This is a genomic window from Streptomyces sp. NPDC059897 (genome assembly GCF_042730865.1).
Taxonomy (GTDB): domain Bacteria; phylum Actinomycetota; class Actinomycetes; order Streptomycetales; family Streptomycetaceae; genus Streptomyces.
The window spans coordinates 33297-51500 of record NZ_JBHWKQ010000024.1; the positions used below are offsets into that span (position 1 = coordinate 33297).

Annotated in this window: 17 protein-coding genes; 4 read left to right on the forward strand and 13 right to left on the reverse strand. The window is 70.7% G+C overall.

The genetic code is table 11. The features are described from left to right. Window positions 1-13: 13 nt before the first annotated feature. Window positions 14-1321 carry an MFS transporter gene (locus ACFV9W_RS24850; protein ID WP_385764522.1) on the forward strand — a complete coding sequence of 436 codons (1308 nt, stop codon included), beginning with the start codon at window positions 14-16 and terminating at the stop codon, window positions 1319-1321. A gap of 186 nt (window positions 1322-1507) precedes the next feature. Continuing rightward, complete coding sequence (locus ACFV9W_RS24855) at window positions 1508-2485, forward strand: sigma-70 family RNA polymerase sigma factor (RefSeq protein ID WP_385764524.1); 978 nt, start codon at window positions 1508-1510, stop codon at window positions 2483-2485. Here ACFV9W_RS24855 and ACFV9W_RS24860 read toward each other — a convergent pair. Next, the gene (locus ACFV9W_RS24860; protein ID WP_385764527.1) at window positions 2396-2827 is read right to left on the reverse strand and encodes a lipid asymmetry maintenance protein MlaB; all 432 of its coding nucleotides are present in this window, start codon (window positions 2825-2827) and stop codon (window positions 2396-2398) included. The two genes, ACFV9W_RS24855 and ACFV9W_RS24860, sit on opposite strands and share 90 nt — an antisense overlap. Window positions 2828-2924: 97 nt before the next feature. Between ACFV9W_RS24860 and ACFV9W_RS24865 the strand changes: the two genes are divergently transcribed. Beyond that, window positions 2925-3857: an AEC family transporter gene (locus tag ACFV9W_RS24865; RefSeq protein ID WP_385764529.1), complete on the forward strand. Its 933-nt coding sequence runs from the start codon at window positions 2925-2927 to the stop codon at window positions 3855-3857. 2 nt (window positions 3858-3859) lie between these two features. Here the strand turns inward: ACFV9W_RS24865 and ACFV9W_RS24870 are convergent, their stop codons facing one another. Next, window positions 3860-4444, reverse strand: a complete 585-nt coding sequence (locus tag ACFV9W_RS24870; RefSeq protein WP_385764531.1) for a Uma2 family endonuclease — start codon at window positions 4442-4444, stop codon at window positions 3860-3862. A gap of 95 nt (window positions 4445-4539) precedes the next feature. After that, window positions 4540-5817 carry a thymidine phosphorylase gene (locus ACFV9W_RS24875; protein WP_385764533.1) on the reverse strand — a complete coding sequence of 426 codons (1278 nt, stop codon included), beginning with the start codon at window positions 5815-5817 and terminating at the stop codon, window positions 4540-4542. Between the two features lie 160 nt (window positions 5818-5977). Between ACFV9W_RS24875 and ACFV9W_RS24880 the strand changes: the two genes are divergently transcribed. Beyond that, window positions 5978-6664 carry a DNA alkylation repair protein gene (locus tag ACFV9W_RS24880; RefSeq protein ID WP_385764535.1) on the forward strand — a complete coding sequence of 229 codons (687 nt, stop codon included), beginning with the start codon at window positions 5978-5980 and terminating at the stop codon, window positions 6662-6664. 325 nt (window positions 6665-6989) lie between these two features. On the opposite strand, the gene ACFV9W_RS24885 is transcribed toward ACFV9W_RS24880, so the two are convergent. The 10 genes from ACFV9W_RS24885 to ACFV9W_RS24930 form a co-directional block, all read right to left on the reverse strand. Further along, window positions 6990-7865, reverse strand: a complete 876-nt coding sequence (locus ACFV9W_RS24885; RefSeq protein WP_385764537.1) for an RNA polymerase sigma-70 factor — start codon at window positions 7863-7865, stop codon at window positions 6990-6992. Beyond that, a complete protein-coding gene (locus tag ACFV9W_RS24890) occupies window positions 7865-8416 on the reverse strand; it encodes a carboxymuconolactone decarboxylase family protein (RefSeq protein WP_385764539.1) in 552 nt (183 codons plus the stop codon). Before ACFV9W_RS24890 ends, ACFV9W_RS24885 begins: the two co-directional genes overlap by 1 nt. A gap of 100 nt (window positions 8417-8516) precedes the next feature. Further along, window positions 8517-8912 carry a cytidine deaminase gene (locus ACFV9W_RS24895; RefSeq protein ID WP_385764541.1) on the reverse strand — a complete coding sequence of 132 codons (396 nt, stop codon included), beginning with the start codon at window positions 8910-8912 and terminating at the stop codon, window positions 8517-8519. Beyond that, complete coding sequence (locus ACFV9W_RS24900) at window positions 8909-10165, reverse strand: ABC transporter permease (RefSeq protein ID WP_385764543.1); 1257 nt, start codon at window positions 10163-10165, stop codon at window positions 8909-8911. Before ACFV9W_RS24900 ends, ACFV9W_RS24895 begins: the two co-directional genes overlap by 4 nt. Next, window positions 10162-11304, reverse strand: coding sequence for an ABC transporter permease (locus tag ACFV9W_RS24905; protein ID WP_385764545.1), 1143 nt, complete (start codon window positions 11302-11304; stop codon window positions 10162-10164). Before ACFV9W_RS24905 ends, ACFV9W_RS24900 begins: the two co-directional genes overlap by 4 nt. Before the next feature lie 2 nt (window positions 11305-11306). After that, complete coding sequence (locus tag ACFV9W_RS24910) at window positions 11307-12863, reverse strand: ABC transporter ATP-binding protein (protein ID WP_385764685.1); 1557 nt, start codon at window positions 12861-12863, stop codon at window positions 11307-11309. Between the two features lie 178 nt (window positions 12864-13041). Next, window positions 13042-14100 (reverse strand): BMP family protein, encoded by a 1059-nt coding sequence (locus ACFV9W_RS24915; RefSeq protein WP_385764547.1) that lies wholly within the window; start codon window positions 14098-14100, stop codon window positions 13042-13044. Between the two features lie 238 nt (window positions 14101-14338). Beyond that, on the reverse strand, window positions 14339-15400 hold the full coding sequence (locus ACFV9W_RS24920) for a BMP family protein (RefSeq protein ID WP_385764548.1): 1062 nt from the start codon (window positions 15398-15400) through the stop codon (window positions 14339-14341). A 131-nt stretch (window positions 15401-15531) separates the two neighbouring features. Continuing rightward, window positions 15532-16800 (reverse strand): amidohydrolase, encoded by a 1269-nt coding sequence (locus ACFV9W_RS24925; protein ID WP_385764550.1) that lies wholly within the window; start codon window positions 16798-16800, stop codon window positions 15532-15534. A 162-nt stretch (window positions 16801-16962) separates the two neighbouring features. Continuing rightward, complete coding sequence (locus ACFV9W_RS24930; protein WP_385764552.1) at window positions 16963-18135, reverse strand: Cmx/CmrA family chloramphenicol efflux MFS transporter; 1173 nt, start codon at window positions 18133-18135, stop codon at window positions 16963-16965. Between the last annotated feature and the right edge of the window lie 69 nt (window positions 18136-18204).

The window sequence follows — 18204 nt, forward strand, 5'->3', positions numbered from 1 at the left end:
CTACGTTCGGGGCATGTCACCTGCCAGTAGCCAGGCGGCCGCCTCCACCGACGCGGTCGCCCGCTCCCAGCCCACCGCTGATCCCAGGCCCGCGGCCGACACCCGGCTGACGCCCGGCGGCCCCGGCTACCGCCGTATGAGCTTCGCCCTGTTCCTCGCCGGAGTCGCCACCTTCGCGCTCCTCTACTCGACGCAGGCCCTGCTCCCCCTCATCTCCGACGACTACGGCGCGAGCGCGAGCGCGGCGGCCTGGACGGTCTCCGCGTCGACCTTCGCGCTCGCGGTGTGCGTGCTGCCTCTGAGCGCGCTGTCCGAGCGGTTCGGGCGGCGCACGGTGATGACCGTCTCGCTGACGGTGGCGGTCGCGGTGGGGCTCCTGGTCCCGTTCGCGCCCTCGCTCGGCGCGCTGATCACGCTGCGCGCGCTCCAGGGCGCCGCCCTCGCGGGCCTGCCCGCGTCGGCGATGGCGTACCTCGCGGAGGAGGTACGGCCGAAGGCGCTGGTCGCGGCCATCGGACTGTTCGTCGCCGGCAACTCCATCGGCGGCATGAGCGGCCGGATCATCGGCGGCTGGCTCGCGCAGGTCTGGGGCTGGCGGGTGGCCGTCGGCGTGATCGGGCTGATCGCGGTGGCGTGCGCCGTCGCGTTCCGGATGCTGCTGCCGGCGCCGCGCCACTTCACGCCGGGCTCGCTGCGTCCGCGCGCCCTCGCCGCCACGGTCGGCAGCCACCTCGCGAACCCGCTGCTGCGCCGCCTGTACCTGATCGGCGCGCTGTTCATGATGGTGTTCGGCGGGGTCTACACGGTGATCGGCTACCGGCTGTCCGCGGCGCCCTTCTCCCTCCCCCAGGGTGTCGTCGGCTCGATCTTCATCGTCTACCTGGTGGGGACCGCCTCCTCGGCCGCGGCGGGTCGCCTGGTCACCCGGCTCGGGCGGCGCGGCACGCTGTACCTGGCGGCGGGCACGACGATGGCGGGGCTGCTCCTCGCCCTCGTGCCGAACATCGTGTCCGTGCTGCTCGGCCTGGTGCTGATCACGGCGGGCTTCTTCGCGGGCCACGCGACGGCCTCGTCCTCCGTCAGCCACACCGCCACGCACGGGCGGGCGCAGGCCTCGGCGCTCTACCAGACCATGTACTACGTCGGGTCCAGCGTCGGCTCGGCCGTCGGCGCGGTCGCCTTCCACGCCGGGGGCTGGGCGGGGACGGTGGGCCTCGGCTTCCTCGCGGTGCTCGGCGTCGTGGCGATCACGGTGTGGGGCACGTACGCGGCCCGCTCCGCGCGGCACCGTACCGGTGGCGGCCCCGTCGCGGCGCACTGACGCCTCCCCGTGGCGGCCCGCACACGCGCGGCGATCGGAACAAGCGCCTCTGGCGTTCCGGATACGGCCTCTTGACCTGGGCATTTCCCAGGTCGGGGGGCCGTTGTCAGTGGGCTGCGGTAGCTTTCGTCGTGCTGGAACTCACAGCGGCGATGGGGGCGTCAACCATGGTTGGGGGCAGGGGCGATGAGTGACACCGCGACAAAGGCAGGTCTCGACGACCTGGAGAAGCACCGGGTCGAGCTGACCGGGTACTGCTACCGGATGCTGGGCTCGGCGTTCGAGGCCGAGGACGCCGTGCAGGACACGATGGTGCGGGCCTGGCGCAGCTTCGACAAGTTCGAGGGCCGCTCATCGCTGCGCTCGTGGCTGTACCGCATCGCGACGAACGTGTGCCTGGACTCGCTGAACGCGGGGAACAAGCGGGCCCGCCCGATGGACCTGACGGCGGCGGCCCCGCTCGCCCAGGCCGCGCTGAACCCGCGCCCCGACAATGTGTGGCTGGAGCCGATCCCGGACGCGCGGGTGCTGCCGACGGTGCACGACCCGGCGGAGGCGGCCGTGGCGCGGGAGTCGGTGCGGCTGGCGTTCGTCGCCGCGCTGCAGCAGCTGCCGCCGAAGCAGCGGGCGGTGCTGATCCTGCGCGAGGTCCTGGCGTGGAAGGCCCAGGAGGTCGCGGACCTGCTGGACACGTCGGTGGCGTCGGTGAACAGCGCGCTGCAGCGGGCGCGGGCGACGCTGGCGGAGGCGCCGCCCGCCGACTCCGCGACGGCGAATCCGCTCGACGAGGAGCAGCAGAAGCTCCTGGAGCGCTACATCGCGGCGTTCGAGGGCTACGACATGAAGGCCCTCACCGAGCTGCTCGCCGAGGACGCCATCATGACGATGCCGCCGTTCGACCTGTGGCTGCGCGGCCCCGAGGACATCACGGGCTTCATGACGACGATCGGCGCGTCCTGCGCGGGCTCCCGCCTGCTGCCGGTGGTGTCGAACGGGACGCCGGCGTTCGCCCACTACAAGCCGGACCCGGACAAGGGAGGCTTCACGCCCTGGGCGATCCAGGTCATCGAGTTCTCAGCGGGGCGGATCGCGGGGTATCACTGCTTCCTCGACACGCAGCGCTGGTTCCCGCTGTTCGGCGTCCCGGACCATCTCGACGCCTGACGCACCGGCGGCGGAGGCTCCCAGCACCTCGGCCATCCCGGCGAGTTCGAGGAGCACGGCGAGTCCCGCGGGCGGGTCGCGGAGCACCATCCGTGACCCGGCGCGGCGGGCGGCGAGCTGCATCCGGGCCAGCGCGTCGAGCGTCGCGAGGTCGGCGGTGGTCACGCCGGAGACGTCGCAGGTCACCGCCGGTGCGCCGGGCAGTGCGGCGCGCAGGCGTTCGCACAGCCGGGGCGCGTCGCCGGAGCGGATGGGCCCGGCGAGCACCACGACGGGCGAGGGGTCGGGAGGGAGCGAGGAATCGGCCACGTACGAATGACCGTGCGTCGGTGCGGAATTCATCGGTCCCGTCCGGATGCGGGTACGTGGCCCGGGTCACGTTGATTCGGATAGTGGATCAACGTTGACCGGCGATCCGTCCGCGGCGGAGTCTTGACGGGTGCAGGGGGTACTCAACGGTTTCGCGGTCATCGCGATCGTCATCGCGGTCGGCTACGTCATCGGTCGGCGCGGCTATCTGGGTGCGAACGGCCGGGAGGTGCTCAACAAGCTGGCGTTCCATGTGGCGTCGCCCGCGCTGCTGTTCACCATGCTGGCCAAAGCGGACCTGGCGGTGATCCTGTCGCCGAGCCTGCTGGTCACGGCGCTCTCCACGGCGGCGATGGCCGGAATCTTCATCACGGTGGGCGTGCTGCGCCGCTGGGGAACGGGCCGCACCACGATCGGCGCGCTGTGCTCGTCGCTGGTGAACTCCGGGAACCTGGGCATCCCGATCGCGGTGTACGTCCTCGGGGACGCCTCGCTCGTCGCCCCGGTCCTCCTCTTCCAGCAGCTCGTCGTGACTCCGGTGGCGCTGACGGTGCTCGACCTGACGGAGGCGGCGTCCGGTGCGGCACGGCTGACGTGGGGGCAGCGGCTGCTCACACCGTTCCGGAATCCGGTGGCGATCGGTTCGCTGTCGGGGGTGCTGGTGTCGGCCACGGGGATCACGGTGCCCGCGCCGATCTTCGACCCGCTGGAACTCATCGCGAACATGTCCGTCCCGGCGATCCTCATCGCGTTCGGGATATCGCTGTGCGGGAGTTCGTGGCCCGGCGGCCGGGGCGCGGACCGGGTGCCGGTGCTGCTGTCGACGGTGCTGAAGGCGGTGGGCCAGCCGGTGGTGGCGTGGGCGCTCGCCTCGTTCGTCTTCGGTCTGCACGGGGCGCGGCTGCTCGACGTCGTGGTCACCTCGGCGCTTCCGGCGGCCCAGAACATCTTCACGTACGCGAGCCACTACCGGGTGGGCGAGCGGCTGGCGCGGGAGTCGATCCTGCTGTCGACGATGGCGTCGGTGCCGGCGCTGGTCGTGGTGGCGGCGCTGCTGGGGTGACCTCAGGGGGTGGGGAACTCGCCCGTGTCGATGGTCAGGTCGAAGGGTGCCGGGAGAGTGAGCGGGTCTCCGAACTTGACGACGCTCAGGGGGCGGTACACGTCCTTCTTCGGCTCGCCGTAGAGGGTCGTGGTCGGGCCTTCGGGGGCCCAGCGGTCGACGAGCAAATAGAACGGGATGCCCGCCGCCGCGTACGCCGCGCACTTGCTGATGCGGTCGTTCGAGGCGTTGGACTTCGAGGTGATCTCAACGACGAGTTCGGCGAGGGCTGCGGGGATGTGGGAGTCCGACTCCACGTCCGCGTCGCCCGGCGCCACGAGGATGTCCGGGATGAGCATCCCCATGCGGGACGGTACGGCGATGGCCAGCGTCTGAAAGACCTCCCATTCCTCGGGGATCACGAGGTTGAGGCGCCGCTGAATACGCGCGGCGATCACGTTGTGCTGGTAGGCAGGTGAAGGTGACACGGTGATGGTCCCGTCGATGATCTCCACCTTGCTGCCCTCAGGCCTCTCCATCTCCTCCCAGAACCGGACCAGTCGGTCCCAGCCCTGCTCGGGGTCATGGCGGACGGTGAGTGCGCTCATGGCGGTCTCCTATCAGTGCGTCACCGACTACAGCATGCCGAACGGGACCGGTGCCGGTCCACCGGTCCCGTTCGTCCAAAGGAGGAAACCGCAGGTCAGGCGATACGTTCCAGCAGAATGGGGCGCGCCGTGAAGTCCGTGCCTGCGGGGGCGATGTCGTACGCGCCCTCCAGTGCTTCGAGCGCGTACGAGAAGCGGTCGGGGGTGTCCGTGTGCAGCGTCATGAGCACCTGCCCGGCGAAGACGGAGTCGCCCGGCTTGGCGTGCAGTTCGACGCCCGCCGCCGCCTGCACCGGGTCCTCCTTGCGGGAGCGGCCCGCGCCGAGGCGCCAGGCGGCGAGGCCCACGCCCATCGCGTCGAGGCGGGTGAGGACGCCGGACTCCGCCGCGGTGACCGTGTGGGTCTCGCGGGCCGTCGGCAGCGCCGCGTCCGGGTCGCCGCCCTGGGCCGCGATCATCCGCCGCCAGGCGTCCATCGCGCGGCCGTCGGCGAGGGCCTTCGCCGGGTCGACGTCCTTCAGGCCCGCCGCGTCGAGCATCTCGCGGGCGAGGGCGAGGGTGAGTTCCACGACGTCGGCGGGGCCGCCGCCCGCCAACACCTCGACGGATTCCCGGACTTCGAGCGCGTTGCCCGCGGTGAGGCCGAGCGGGGTGTTCATGTCCGTCAGCAGGGCGACCGTCGGCAGGGCGTGGTCCGTGCCCAACCCGACCATCGTGCGGGCGAGTTCGCGGGCGGCGTCCAGTTCCTTCATGAAGGCGCCCGAGCCGACCTTCACGTCGAGGACCAGCGAGCCCGTGCCCTCCGCGATCTTCTTCGACATGATCGAGGAGGCGATCAGCGGGATGCACTCCACGGTCGCCGTGACATCGCGCAGCGCGTACAGCTTCTTGTCGGCCGGGGCGAGGCCGCTGCCCGGCGCGCAGACGACCGCGCCGACGTCCTCCAGGGTGCGCATCATCTCGTCGTTGGTGATGTCCGCGCGCCAGCCGGGGATCGCCTCCAGCTTGTCGAGCGTGCCGCCGGTGTGACCGAGGCCGCGCCCCGACAGCTGCGGCACGGCCGCGCCGCAGGCCGCGACGAGGGGCGCGAGCGGCAGCGTGATCTTGTCGCCGACGCCGCCGGTGGAGTGCTTGTCGGCGGTGGGGCGGGACAGCGCCGAGAAGTCCATCCGGTCACCCGAGTCGATCATCGCGGCGGTCCACCGGGCGATCTCCGCGCGGTCCATCCCGTTCAGGAAGATCGCCATGGCCAGGGCCGACATCTGCTCGTCCGCGACCTCGCCGCGCGTGTAGGCGTCGACGACCCAGTCGATCTGGGCGTCCGTGAGGCGTCCGCGATCCCGCTTCGTACGGATGACGGAGATGACGTCCATGGCAAATCCTCCAACGTTTCGGCACAGCGCGGCGCACCCCGCCACGCTCCCACGGCACGGCGACTCTACGCGCATAGACGCTCCGCGTGAAGGGTGCCGCCGGCCTCTGTGCGCCGTACCGTGTAGGCCGTGCAAACCCCGTGACGAACAGGAGACCGCCGTGCCCGAGACCGAGGCGCCCGCCACGACGGTGCGCGCACTGCTCGACGAGCTGGCCGGGCTCGAGGACCCGAGGGCCCGCGCCGTCAACGAGCGGCACGGCGACGACCACGGCGTGAACCTGGGCAAGCTGCGGGCGATCGCGAAGCGCCTCAAGACGCGGCAGGACCTCGCGGTCGAGCTGTGGGCCACCGACGACACGGCCGCGCGGCTCCTCGCGCTCCTCGTCTGCCGGCCGAAGGCCTTCGGGGAGGGCGAGCTGGACGCCATGCTGCGCCAGGCGCGGGCGCCGAAGGTGCAGGACTGGCTGATCAATTACGTGGTGAAGAAGAGTGCGTACGCCGAGGCGTTGCGGGTGGCCTGGATGGGCGACGAGGACCCGGTCGTCGCGGCCGCCGGGTGGGCGCTCACGGCGGACCGGGTGGTGAAGAAGCCGGAGGGGCTCGATCTGTCGGGGCTGCTCGATGTCGTCGAGGCGGAGATGGCGGGGGCGCCGGAGCGGTTGCAGTGGTCGATGAACACGTGCCTCGCGCAGATCGGCATCGCGCATGCGGAGCACCGTGCCCGGGCGGTTGCCGTCGGCGAGCGGCTCGGTGTGCTCAAGGATTATCCGGTGTCGGCGGGGTGTACGTCTCCGTATGCGCCGGTGTGGATCGGGGAGATGGTGCGGCGGGCCGGTCGGGATTGATCCGCCGCGCCGGTCCTACGTCTCGGGGCTCTGCCCCGGACCCCGCTGCTCAATCGCCGCAGGGGCTTGAATTGCTCACCCGGGCGCGGGGCTTGAAATGCCCACACGGCGCCGGGGCATGAAATGGTCAGCCGACGCCGGGGCGCGAAGTGCCCACCCCGCACCGGAGCCCGAATCGCCCACGCGGGCCGGGGCTTGAAATGCCCACACCCCGCGCCGGAGCCCGAATCTCCCGCCCCGGGCCGGGGCGCGAATTGCCCACCCCGCGCCAGAGCCTGAATCGCCCACGCGGGCCAGGGCTTGAAGTGTCAGCGGCATGGATGGTCTACCTCCCCAATTGCGCCTCCTCGTCGATCCGGGTCAGCTTGGACGGGTTGCGGATCACGTAGATGTGGGTGATGCGGCCTTCCGCCACCGCCACGCTCAGCGCCGACGGTTCGCCGTCGAATTCGATGCGGGCCGCGGGGGCCGCGTTGAACCAGGTCGGGGTCGCCGCCAGGGTCGACACCCTGGCCTGCGCCGTCGCGAGCAGTTTCGCCACCACGTCGGCGCCGTGCAGCGGGACCTTCGCCGCGGCCACCCGTCCGCCGCCGTCGGCGATCATCACCACGTCGGGGGCCATGACCTCCATCAGGGCTTGCAGGTTTCCCGTGCGCATGGCCGCCAGGAACCGTTCCACCACGGCCTGTTGCTCGGTGCGCGCCACCTTCACGCGTGGTCGGCGTGCCGCCACATGGTCGCGGGCGCGGCGGGCGATCTGGCGCACGGTGGCCGGGGACCTGCCGACGGCCTCGGCGATCTCCCCGTACGGGACGTCGAAGACCTCGCGGAGGACGAAGACCGCGCGTTCCGTGGGGCCGAGGGTCTCCAGGACCGTGAGGAGGGCGATCGAGACGCTCTCCGCGAGTTCGACGTCCTCCGCCACGTCGGGGCTGGTCAGGAGGGGTTCCGGGAGCCATTGGCCGACGTAGTCCTCGCGGCGGCGGGAGAGCGTGCGCAGGCGGTTGAGGGACTGGCGGGTGACGGTCCGGACGAGGTACGCGCGGGGGTCGCGCACCTCGGTCCGGTCCGCGGCGGCCCACCGCAGCCAGGACTCCTGCAGCACGTCCTCCGCGTCGGCCGCCGAGCCGAGCATCTCGTAGGCGACCGTGAAGAGCAGGCTGCGGTGGGTGACGAAGGGATCGTCCGGCGGGTTCCGCATCAAGAACGCTTCTCCAGCGGGATCTCGCACGCCTCCGAGAAGCCCTGCGAGCTGATGCCGTGGGCCGTGTTGCCGCGTGTCGAGAAGTTCACGAAGGCGATGTACGTGGTGAGTTCGACCATCGCCGCCGGGCCGAGGGCGTCCAGCAGGCCCGCGTACAGCTCGTCGGTGACCGTGGGCGGAGTGTTGGTCATGGCCTCGGCGTACTCCATGACGTCCCGCTCCAGCGGCGTGAAGACGTCGGAGGTGCGCCAGCGCGGGACCTGGCTGGCCTTCTTCAGGTCCAGCTGCTCGTTCTGGGCCTGGAAGTAGCCGACGTCGAGGCACCAGCTGCACCCGACCTGCGCCGAGACCGCCATGTGCGCGAACGACTTGAGGGTCTCGTCCGCCGCGTCCCACTGCGCGACCCGGCGGCCGAGAGCGAGACCGTCCTGGGCGACCTTCGGGTTGTGCCAGAGCACTTCGGCGGGCTCCATGACCGCGCCGAGCTGGTCGACCATGCCCTGCTTGAGTTCCTCGGGGAGTGCTGCCTTCTGGATGCGGAGTGCCATCGTGTCCACCTTCGACGCCTCTGCGGTCGGGCTGTTCCCGGCCGTTCGACATGAAGACACCGAAGGGCCCACGGGTGTGACATCCCCGCGGGCCCTTCCGTCAGTTCAGGTTCTCCGGGCCGAACGCCTCCGGGAGCATCTCCCCCAGCGTCCGCACCCCCGCCGCCGTCTCCAGCAGGAGGTCCGCGCCCCCGAACTCGTACAGGAGCTGGCGGCAGCGGCCGCACGGCATCAGCAGTTCGCCCTTGCCGTCCACGCACGTGAAGTGGGTGAGGCGGCCGCCGCCCGTGGCCACCAGCTGGGAGACGAGGCCGCACTCCGCGCACAGGCCGAGGCCGTACGAGGCGTTCTCGACGTTGCAGCCGGAGACCGTGCGGCCGTCGTCCACCAGGGCCGCCGCGCCGACCGGGAATCCCGAGTACGGGGCGTACGCGCGGGACATGGCCTCGCGCGCCGCCGCTCTCAGGTGGTCCCAGTCGACGGTCTCCGATGTCACGTGCCCTGCCCCTTCCGGTACGGCTTGCCGTTCGCCTTCGGCATCCGCAGGCGCTGTGCCGAGAGTGCCAGGACGAGCATCGTCAGGACGTACGGCATGGCCGTGGCGACCTGGCTCGGTACCGAATCGGTGGAGGAGTACCAGAAGAAGAGGAGGATGGAGACGGCCAGGGTGACGACCGCGCCCACGTACTTCTTCTTCCAGATCAGCCAGGCCACCGCGAGGAGCGCCAGGATGGCGATCAGCAGGAGCAGCGCGTGCGTGTTCTCCGTGCCGCCGCGCACCTTGAGGGTGTCGCTGTAGCCGAACAGGCCGGCGCCGAGGGCGAGTCCGCCCGGCATCCAGTTGCCGAAGATCATCGCGGCGAGGCCGATGTAGCCGCGGCCGCCGGTCTGGCCCTCCAGGTAGTAGTTGGAGGACACCATCGACAGGAACGCGCCGCCGAGGCCCGCGAGGGCGCCGGAGATGATCACGGCCACGTACTTGTACTTGATGACGTTGACGCCGAGGGACTCCGCCGCGACCGGGTTCTCGCCGCAGGACCGCAGCCGCAGGCCGAACGAGGTGCGCCACAGGATCCACCAGGACGCGGGGACCAGGAGCACCGCGATCAGCGTCAGCCAGGACACGCCCGTCATGACGCCGCCGAGCAGGCCCGCGACGTCGGATATCAGGAACCAGCCCTGCTTGTTGAGGTCGGCGAGGGCGTCCGCGAGGCCGGGGACGGTGAACTCGCCGAGCGAGGGCACGGCGGGCGACTGGCGGGACGTGGCGCCCTCCATGCCGTCGTACATGAGGACGGACAGGTAGCGGGTGGCGCCGAGGGCGAGGATGTTGATGGCCACACCGGAGACGATGTGGTTGACGTTGAACGTGACGGTGGCGAGGGCGTGCACCAGGCCGCCGAGCGCCCCGCCGATGAGCGCGGCGCACACGCCGACCCACGGGCCCCACTGGTAACCGGCCCAGGCGCCGAACCAGGTGCCGAGGATCAGCATGCCTTCGAGGCCGATGTTGACGACGCCCGCGCGCTCGGCCCACAGTCCGCCGAGGCCCGCCATGCCGATGGGTACGGCGAGTTGGAGCGCGGTCGACATCTGGCTGACGGAGGTCAGGCCGTTGGCGTCGGTGATCAGGCGGACCGCGGAGACCAGGCAGAGCAGGCCCGCGATGATCAGGAGCAGGACCGGGAGGCTGAGTTTGCGCCGCGCCGCGGGGGCGGCCGGCTTGTCGAGAACGGGAGCCGTACTCATCGGGCGGCCACCTCCGGCTTCTTGTCGTTGTTGTCGGAGGCGGTGAGGACGTGGCCCGCCGCGAGTTCGGCGCCGACGCGCTGCTGCTGGCGGCGGGTGCCCCAGACGCGGACGGCCTCGTAGGAGACGACGACGGCGATCACGATGAGGCCCTGCATGATCGTGGCGATCTCGGAGCTGTAGCCCTGCAGGTCGAGCGGGTCGGCCGCGTTGAACAGCCAGGACAGGAGGAGGGACGCGAGGGCCATGCCGACCGGGCTGTTGCGGCCGAGCAGCGCCACCGTGATCGCGTTGAAGCCGAGGGCAGCCGGGAACGAGTCGGAGAAGGTGTGCGTCGAGCCGAGCAGCGTCGGCAGACCGGCCAGGCCCGCGACGGCGCCCGACAGGAGCATCGCGGTGAGGACCATCTTCTTCGCGGAGACGCCGGAGGCGGCGGCCGCGGTGTCGGAGGCGCCGGAGGCCCGCAGGTCGAAGCCGAAGCGGGTGCGGTTCAGCATCACCCAGTAGACGATGCCGAGCGCGATCGCGACGAAGACGAAGCCGTAGATGGTGCCGACGGCGTCGCCCATGTTGATGCCGGGGAACCAGCCGGCCTTGTCCATCTCGCCGGTCGTGCGGTTGTTGCCGACGGCGACGCCGAAGGCGTCCTCCAGGGTGAGGTACGCGATGACCGAGGCCGCGATCGAGTTCAGCATGATCGTGGAGACGACCTCGCTGACGCCGCGGGTCACCTTGAGGATGCCCGCGATGCCCGACCAGATCGCGCCGGTCAGGGCCGCCGACAGGATCAGCAGCGGGATCTGGAGGAAGGCCGGGAACGCGATGTGCGCGCCGACGATGGCGGCGACACAGGCGGCGAGCCGGTACTGGCCCTCGACGCCGATGTTGAAGAGGTTCATCCGGAAGCCGATGGCCACGGCGAGCGCGCCGACGTAGAGCCCGGCGGCGTCATTGATGATGAGCACCTGGACGTCGGAGAACGTCGCCTGCTCGAACATGATCGAGAACGGCTCGATCGGGTTCTCGCCGGACGCCGCGAGCACGATCGCGGTCAGGGCGAACGCCACGACCAGCGCGATGACCGGTCCGGCCACCGCGAGCAGGATCCGCTCGGAATCCCAGCGCTTGCTGATGTTCATGGTCAGGCACCGTCTTCCGTGTGCTCCAGGTGGCCCGAGGCCGCACCGGTCATGGCGGATCCCAGCTCCTCCGGGGTGATGGCGGCCGGGTCGGCGTCGGCGACGAGGCGGCCGTCGTAGATGACCCGGAGGGTGTCGGAGAGGCCGATCAGCTCGTCGAGGTCGGCCGAGATGAGCAGCACGGCGAGCCCCTCGTGGCGGGCCGCCCGGATCTGGTCCCAGATCTGCGCCTGCGCGCCGACGTCCACACCGCGGGTGGGGTGGGCGGCGATCAGGAACTTGGGGTTGTGGCTCATCTCCCGGCCGACGATCAGCTTCTGCTGGTTGCCGCCGGACAGCGAGTCCGCGGTGACGTCGATGCCGGGGGTGCGGACGTCGTACTCCTTGACGATCCGCTCGGTGTCGGCCTGCGCGCCCTTCGGGTCGAGCCAGAAGCCCTTGCTGTTGGGCCGCTCCGTGACGTGGCCGAGCATCCGGTTCTCCCAGAGCGGGGCGCTCAGGACGAGGCCGTGGCGGTGCCGGTCCTCGGGGATGTAGCCGATGCCGGACTCGCGGCGCCTGCGGGTGGCCCAGGAGGTGATCTCCTCGCCGAGCAGCTTGATGGTGCCGCTGTCCGCGTGCTCCAGGCCGATGAGCGCCTCGATCAGCTCGGTCTGCCCGTTGCCCTCGACGCCCGCGAGGCCGAGCACTTCACCGGCGTGGATGGTGAACGTGATGCCGTCGAGGAGCGGCTTGCCGCCGTGCGGGGCCGCGAGGCGCAGCTCGTCGACCTCGACGACGGGGCGGTCGGTGACGGTGGACTCCGCCGTCTCCGGGGTGGGCAGTTCGCTGCCGACCATCAGCTCGGCGAGCTGCTTCGACGTGGTCTCGGCGGGGACGGCGGTGCCGACCGTCGTTCCGCGCCGGATGACGGTGATCTCGTCGGCCACGGAGAGGACTTCGCCGAGCTTGTGCGAGATGAAGATGACGGACAGGCCCTCGGCCTTGAGCCCGCGCAGGTTGTCGAAGAGCGCGTCGACCTCCTGCGGGACGAGCACGGCGGTCGGCTCGTCGAGGATCAGGGTGGTGGCGCCGCGGTAGAGGACCTTGAGGATCTCCACGCGCTGCCGGTCGGCGACGCCGAGGTCCTCGACGAGGACGTCGGGGCGCACCCCGAGCCCGTAGCGCTCGGATATCTCCAGGATCTTGCGGCGGGCCTTGCCGCCGATCCCGTACAGCTTCTCGCTGCCGAGGACGACGTTCTCCAGGACGGTGAGGTTGTCCGCGAGCATGAAGTGCTGGTGGACCATGCCGATGCCGCGGGCGATGGCGTCGGCGGGCGAGGAGTAGCTGACCTCCTCACCGGCGATGGTGATGGTGCCCTCGTCCGGCTTCTGCATGCCGTAGAGGATCTTCATCAGGGTCGACTTGCCCGCCCCGTTCTCCCCCACCAGGGCGTGCACGGTGCCCTTGTGGACGGTGAGGCGGATGTCGTGGTTGGCGACCACACCGGGGAACCGCTTGGTGATGCCCTCGAGTTCTACGGCGACGGTGGTGGGAGGGGAGCTTGACGTGGCGATGGCGCACTCTCCTGGGGAAGGGGGTCGCCTACACGCGTAGCGCCCCAACAGCGGTGTGCGAGAAGTGAGTTCGAGCAGGATCGCAGATGAAGGGCGCGGGGAAGAAGGCTCCTCCCGGAGGGTTCCCGCAGGAATCCCGAAGGAGGGCCGCTCGCCCCGCGCCCTGTTTTCCCTCGTGTTACTTCTGGGGCTTCTCCGGCACCTTGACGGAGCCGTCGACGATGCCCTGCTCGGCCTTCTTCAGGGCCGCCTGGAGCTTGGAGTCGCTCTTGAACTCGGGGTTGGAGTCGGCGAGCGAGACCTCGCCGGACTTCAGGTCGCCGGTGACGACACCGGTCTCCGGCTTGCCGTCCTGCACCGACTGCGCCAGGTTGAAGATCGCCTTGGCGACGTCCTTGGTGGCGGAGGTGATGATGTACTTCTTGTACTTCTTCAGCGGGGCCTGCGCGTACTGGTCGGAGTCGACGCCGATCGCGTACGCCTTCTCCGCGGCGGCCGCCTCGATGACGCCCTGACCGGACAGGCCGGCCGCGTGGTAGACGACGTCGGCGCCGTCCTCCAGCTGCTTCTCGGCGGCGGCCTTGCCGAGGTCCGGCGAGGCGAAGCCCTTGGCGGGGTCCTCGTCGAGATACTGGACCTCGACCTTGACGCCCTTCTTGGTGTCCTCGACGCCCTTCTCGAAGCCCGCCTGGAACTTGTTGATCAGCGCGTTGTCGACGCCGCCGACGAAGCCGACCGTGTTCGACTTCGTCTTCAGGGCGGCCGTGACACCGGCGAGGTAGGACACCTCGTTCTCCTGGAAGACCAGGTCGGCGATGTTGTCGCCCTTGGCGGTCGCGTCGTCGACGATGCCGAAGGTGGTCTTCGGGTACTTCGCCGCGGCCTCCTTGACGGCGGGGGCGTACGCGTAGCCGATGCCGACGACCGGGTTGTAGCCCATCTTCGCCAGCTGCACGAGGCGCTGGGTCTTGTCGTCGTCGGACTCGCCGTCCTTCGGCTCCTGGTCGGCGACCTGGTAGCCGAACTCCTTCTTGGCCTGCTGGAGGCCGTCGTAGGCGGCGTCGTTGAACGACTGGTCGCCCTTGCCGCCGACGTCGTAGGCGATGGCGAGGCCCTTGTCCTTGTCCCCGCCGGAGGCCGACTGGGCGTCCGACGAGGTGCCGCCGCAGGCGGAGAGGGCGAGGGCGAGCGAGGCGGTCGCGGTGCCTGCGACCGCTATACGGGAAACCCGGCGCATGAGAAGTGCTCCTTCGTACAAGCGCCGGAACAGCAGGGGGCCGACGCTGAGTTCGCCGCAGAGTAACGCGCGTAGACCTGACAGAGAACCCTGGTTGTCCAGACTGTTATCGACGGGGAACGAGGCGGATACGGGGGCGGATACCGGACCGCCCACCGGGCCGTATACGAAGGGGTGCGCGGCGCCGCCGGTGGGACTCACCGGAGGCGCCGCGCGGCACGGGGCCGGCGGGCCGGGGTCAGCCCTTCTTCGGCTTCGTCTGCACCTTGATGGAGCCGCCGACGATGCCCTCCTTGGCCTTGGCGACCGCGTCGGCCAGGCCGGCGATCTCCTTGAACTTCGGGTTGGCCTCCGAGGCGCCCACGCCGTCGACCTTGAGGTCGAAGGTCTGCACTCCGCTCAGCGGCTTCTTGTCCTCGACGGACTTGGCCAGCGAGTAGACGGACCCGCCGACCTCCTTGAGCGCCGAGGTGAGGATGTACTCCTTGTACTTGGCGAGGGTCTTCTGCTCGTACTGGTCGGAGTCGACGCCGATGACCCACTTCTTCTGCTCGGCGGCCGCCTTGATGACGCCCTGCCCTGACAGGCCCGCCGCGTGGTAGATCACGTCGGCGCCGTCCTCCAGCTGCTTGTTGGCCGCGGCCTCGCCGAGGTCGGGGCTGGCGAAGCCCTTGGCGGGGTCCTCGTCGAGGTACTGGACCTCGATGTCGACGCCCTTCTTGGTGTCGTTGACGCCCTGCTCGAAGCCGGCCTCGAACTTGTTGATCAGTTCGTTGTCGACGCCGCCGACGAAGCCGACGTGGTCGGACTTGGTGGCCTTGGCCGCGGCGACGCCCGCCAGGTAGGAGGACTCGTTCTCGGCGAAGACGAGGGAGGCGACGTTCTTGCCCTCGACGACCGAGTCGACGATGCCGAAGGTCGTCTTCGGGTACTTCTTCGAGGCTTCCTTCATCGCCGGGCCGTAGGCGTAGCCGATGCCGACGACCGGGTTGTAGCCGGCCTTCGCGAGGTTCGCGAGCCGCTGCACCTTGTCGTCGTCGGACTCGCCGTCCTTCGGCTCCTGGTCGGCGGTCTTGTAGCCGAACTCCTTCTTGGCCTTGAGCATGCCCTCGTAGGCGGAGTCGTTGAACGACTGGTCGCCCTTGCCGCCGACGTCGTACGCGATGGCGAGGCCGAGCTTCTCGCCGCTCTCGTCGCCGCCTCCGCCCTTCTCGCTGCTGGTGCCGCCACAGGCGGTCGCGGCGAGCGCCAGCCCTGTGATGCCTACGGCCATCTTTGTGAGCCGCGGTATTCGACGCATCAGGAGTCCCCATTCGTCCAACACGCCTTGTATGGCGCCCAGTTCGGCGCACCATAACGCGCGTAGAAAGTCCGAGGAATGGGGTTGACGGCGGCGTTACCGATTCGTGCCGGTCTCCCGTTACGTCGCGGTTAATCGCCGCAGGGGCTCGCACCGTCCAGCAGCGCCGCCGCCGTGAAGAGCTCCACGCCGACCGTGATCGCGGCCTCGTCCACGTCGAAGTCGCCCTGGTGGAGGTCGCGGGAGCCCCGGTCGCCCGGCGGCTTCACGCCGAGCCGGGCCATCGCGCCGGGAACCTGCTCCAGGTACCAGGAGAAGTCCTCGCCGCCGAGGCTCTGCTGGGTGTCCTCGACCGAGTCGGGGCCGCGGCGGGCCGCCATCGCGTCGCGCAACAGGTCGGTGACCACCGGGTCGTTGACCACCGGCGGGACCCCGCGGATGTAGTTGACCACCGGCTTCGCGCGGTACAGGTCCGCGATCTCCTGGATCGCGCCGTGGACGAGGTCGGGTGCCTGCCGCCACGCGTCCAGGTCGAGGCAGCGCACCGTGCCGGACAGTTCGGCGTGCTGCGGGATCACGTTGCACGCGTGGCCCGTCTCCAATCGGCCCCACGTGACGGCGAGGCCCGAGCGCGCGTCGACGCGGCGGGCGACGAGCGCCGGGACCTCGGTTGCGACCTTGGCCGCGGCCGTCACCAGGTCCGTGGTGAGGTGCGGGCGCGCCGTGTGACCGCCGGGGCCGTCGAGGGTGACCTCCAGGCGGTCGCAGGCGGAGGTGATGGGGCCGGGGCGGATCCCGATGCGGCCCGCGTCGACCTTCGGGTCGCAGTGCACGCCGATGATGCCGCGCACGCCGTCGAGCACCCCGCAGTCGATCGCGTCGGGCGCGCCGCCGGGCAGCACCTCCTCCGCCGGCTGGAACAGCAGCCGTACGGGGTGCGGCAGTTGGCCCTTGCTGTGCAGGTCGGCCAGGACGAGGCCCGCGCCGAGCACGACCGTGGTGTGCACGTCGTGCCCGCACGCGTGCGCCCGGTCCGGCACCGTCGAACGGTAGGCGCAGTCCGTCTTGGTGTCCGGGATCGGCAGGGCGTCGATGTCCGCGCGCAGCGCGAGCATGCCGCGCCCGCCGCGCCACTCGCCGTCCTCGGTGCCGATGTCACAGATGAGGCCGGTCCCCATGCCGAGCAGGCGGGGCGTGAGCCCGGCCCTTTCGAGGCGGGTCTTGAGTGCCGCGGTGGTGCGGAACTCCTGATTGCCCAGCTCGGGGTGCATGTGCAGATCGCGCCTGAAGGCGACGAGTTCGGCGCGGAGCGCCTCGGGCAGCGCACCGGGAAGTGCGGCGCCCGGCACGGATTCCCCGGGGTTGTCGGCCTCTGACTCACGGGACTTCAACTGGTTCACCCTCTGAAGGGTAGGGCGATGCAGGGGCCAACCAACCCGCGATCAACAAAAGTTCAGCCGGATTGGGGTAAGAAACATGGCCGCGATGCGCATGTCGATCGCACAGGAGGGGTATGAAGTCTCTTTTCAACCTGCGCCTCGACCTGCGCCTCGACCTGCGCCTCAGTCGGCGAGGACGGTCTCGCCCCCGACCCTCCCGCGCACCACTCGTGCGACACACGTCACAACGACCGCGAGCGCCACGAGCAACGCGCTCACCAGCGGCACGCCCCGGTACCCGAGCCCACTCCCGATCGCGAGCCCGCCGGCCCACGGGCCGAGGGCCGCGCCGACGTTGAGGGCGGCCGTCGCCAGGCCGCCCGCGAGGGTGGGCGCGCCCGACGCCGCATAGAGGGCCCGCGCGATCAGGGTCGAGCCGACCGCGAAGGACAGGCCGCCCTGGACGAAGGCGAGGACGAGCACCGCCGCGGTGTTTCCCGCGAGGAGGGCCAGGAGGACCCAGCCGAGCAGGAGCGCCGCCCCGCCGATGCCGAGGACCCGCTTCGGATACGTGTCCGAGAACCGGCCCGCCGTGCTGACCCCGGCGTAGGAACCGAGCCCGAAGAGCGCGAGCAGCGCCGGAATCCAGTCCTTACCGATCCCGGTGACCTCCGTGGCGACCGGCGCCAGGTAGGTGAACGTGCAGAACGTGGCGGCGTTGACCAGCGCGCCGAGCAGCAGCGTCGTGAGCAGGCGCGGGCCGCGCAGGGCCCGCAGCTCCGTGCGTACGCCGCCGCGCTCCCCCGCACCGGGCTCCGCCGGCACCGACCGCAGCACGGCGAACATCGCGGGTACGCAGATCAGCGCGACGGCCCAGAACGCGGCCCGCCAGCCGAGGAGCCCGCCGAGCAGCGCCCCGCCGGGCACGCCCGCGACGCAGGCCAGGGTGGTGCCGCCGAGCAGGACCGAGGTGGCGCGGCCCTTGGCGTCGGGGGCGACCATGGTCACCGCCGTGGCGAGGGCGACGGCGAGGAACCCGGCGTTGGCGAGCGCCGCGACGACACGCGTGCCGAGCAGCACGGGAAAGCTCGTCGTCAGCGCGCCGACGACGTGCACGAGGGCGAAGACGAGGAGGAAACCGAACAGGGCCGGGCGGCGCGGCCAGCGCACCGCGAGGACCGCCGTGAGCGGCGCCCCGACGATCATGCCGAGCGCGAAGGCGGAGGTGAGCGCGCCGGCGGCGGGGATGGAGACGCCCAGGTCATGGGCGATGTCGGGGCCGAGCCCCGAGAGCATGAACTCGGATGTTCCCTGCGCGAAGACGGCGAGGGCGAGCAGGTGGAGAGCGAAGGGCACGACGGACTCCGGGACCGTGGAGAAGGGGTGTGGTCGCGGTTCCGGCGGCGCGTGCGGTGGCTGCGGTAT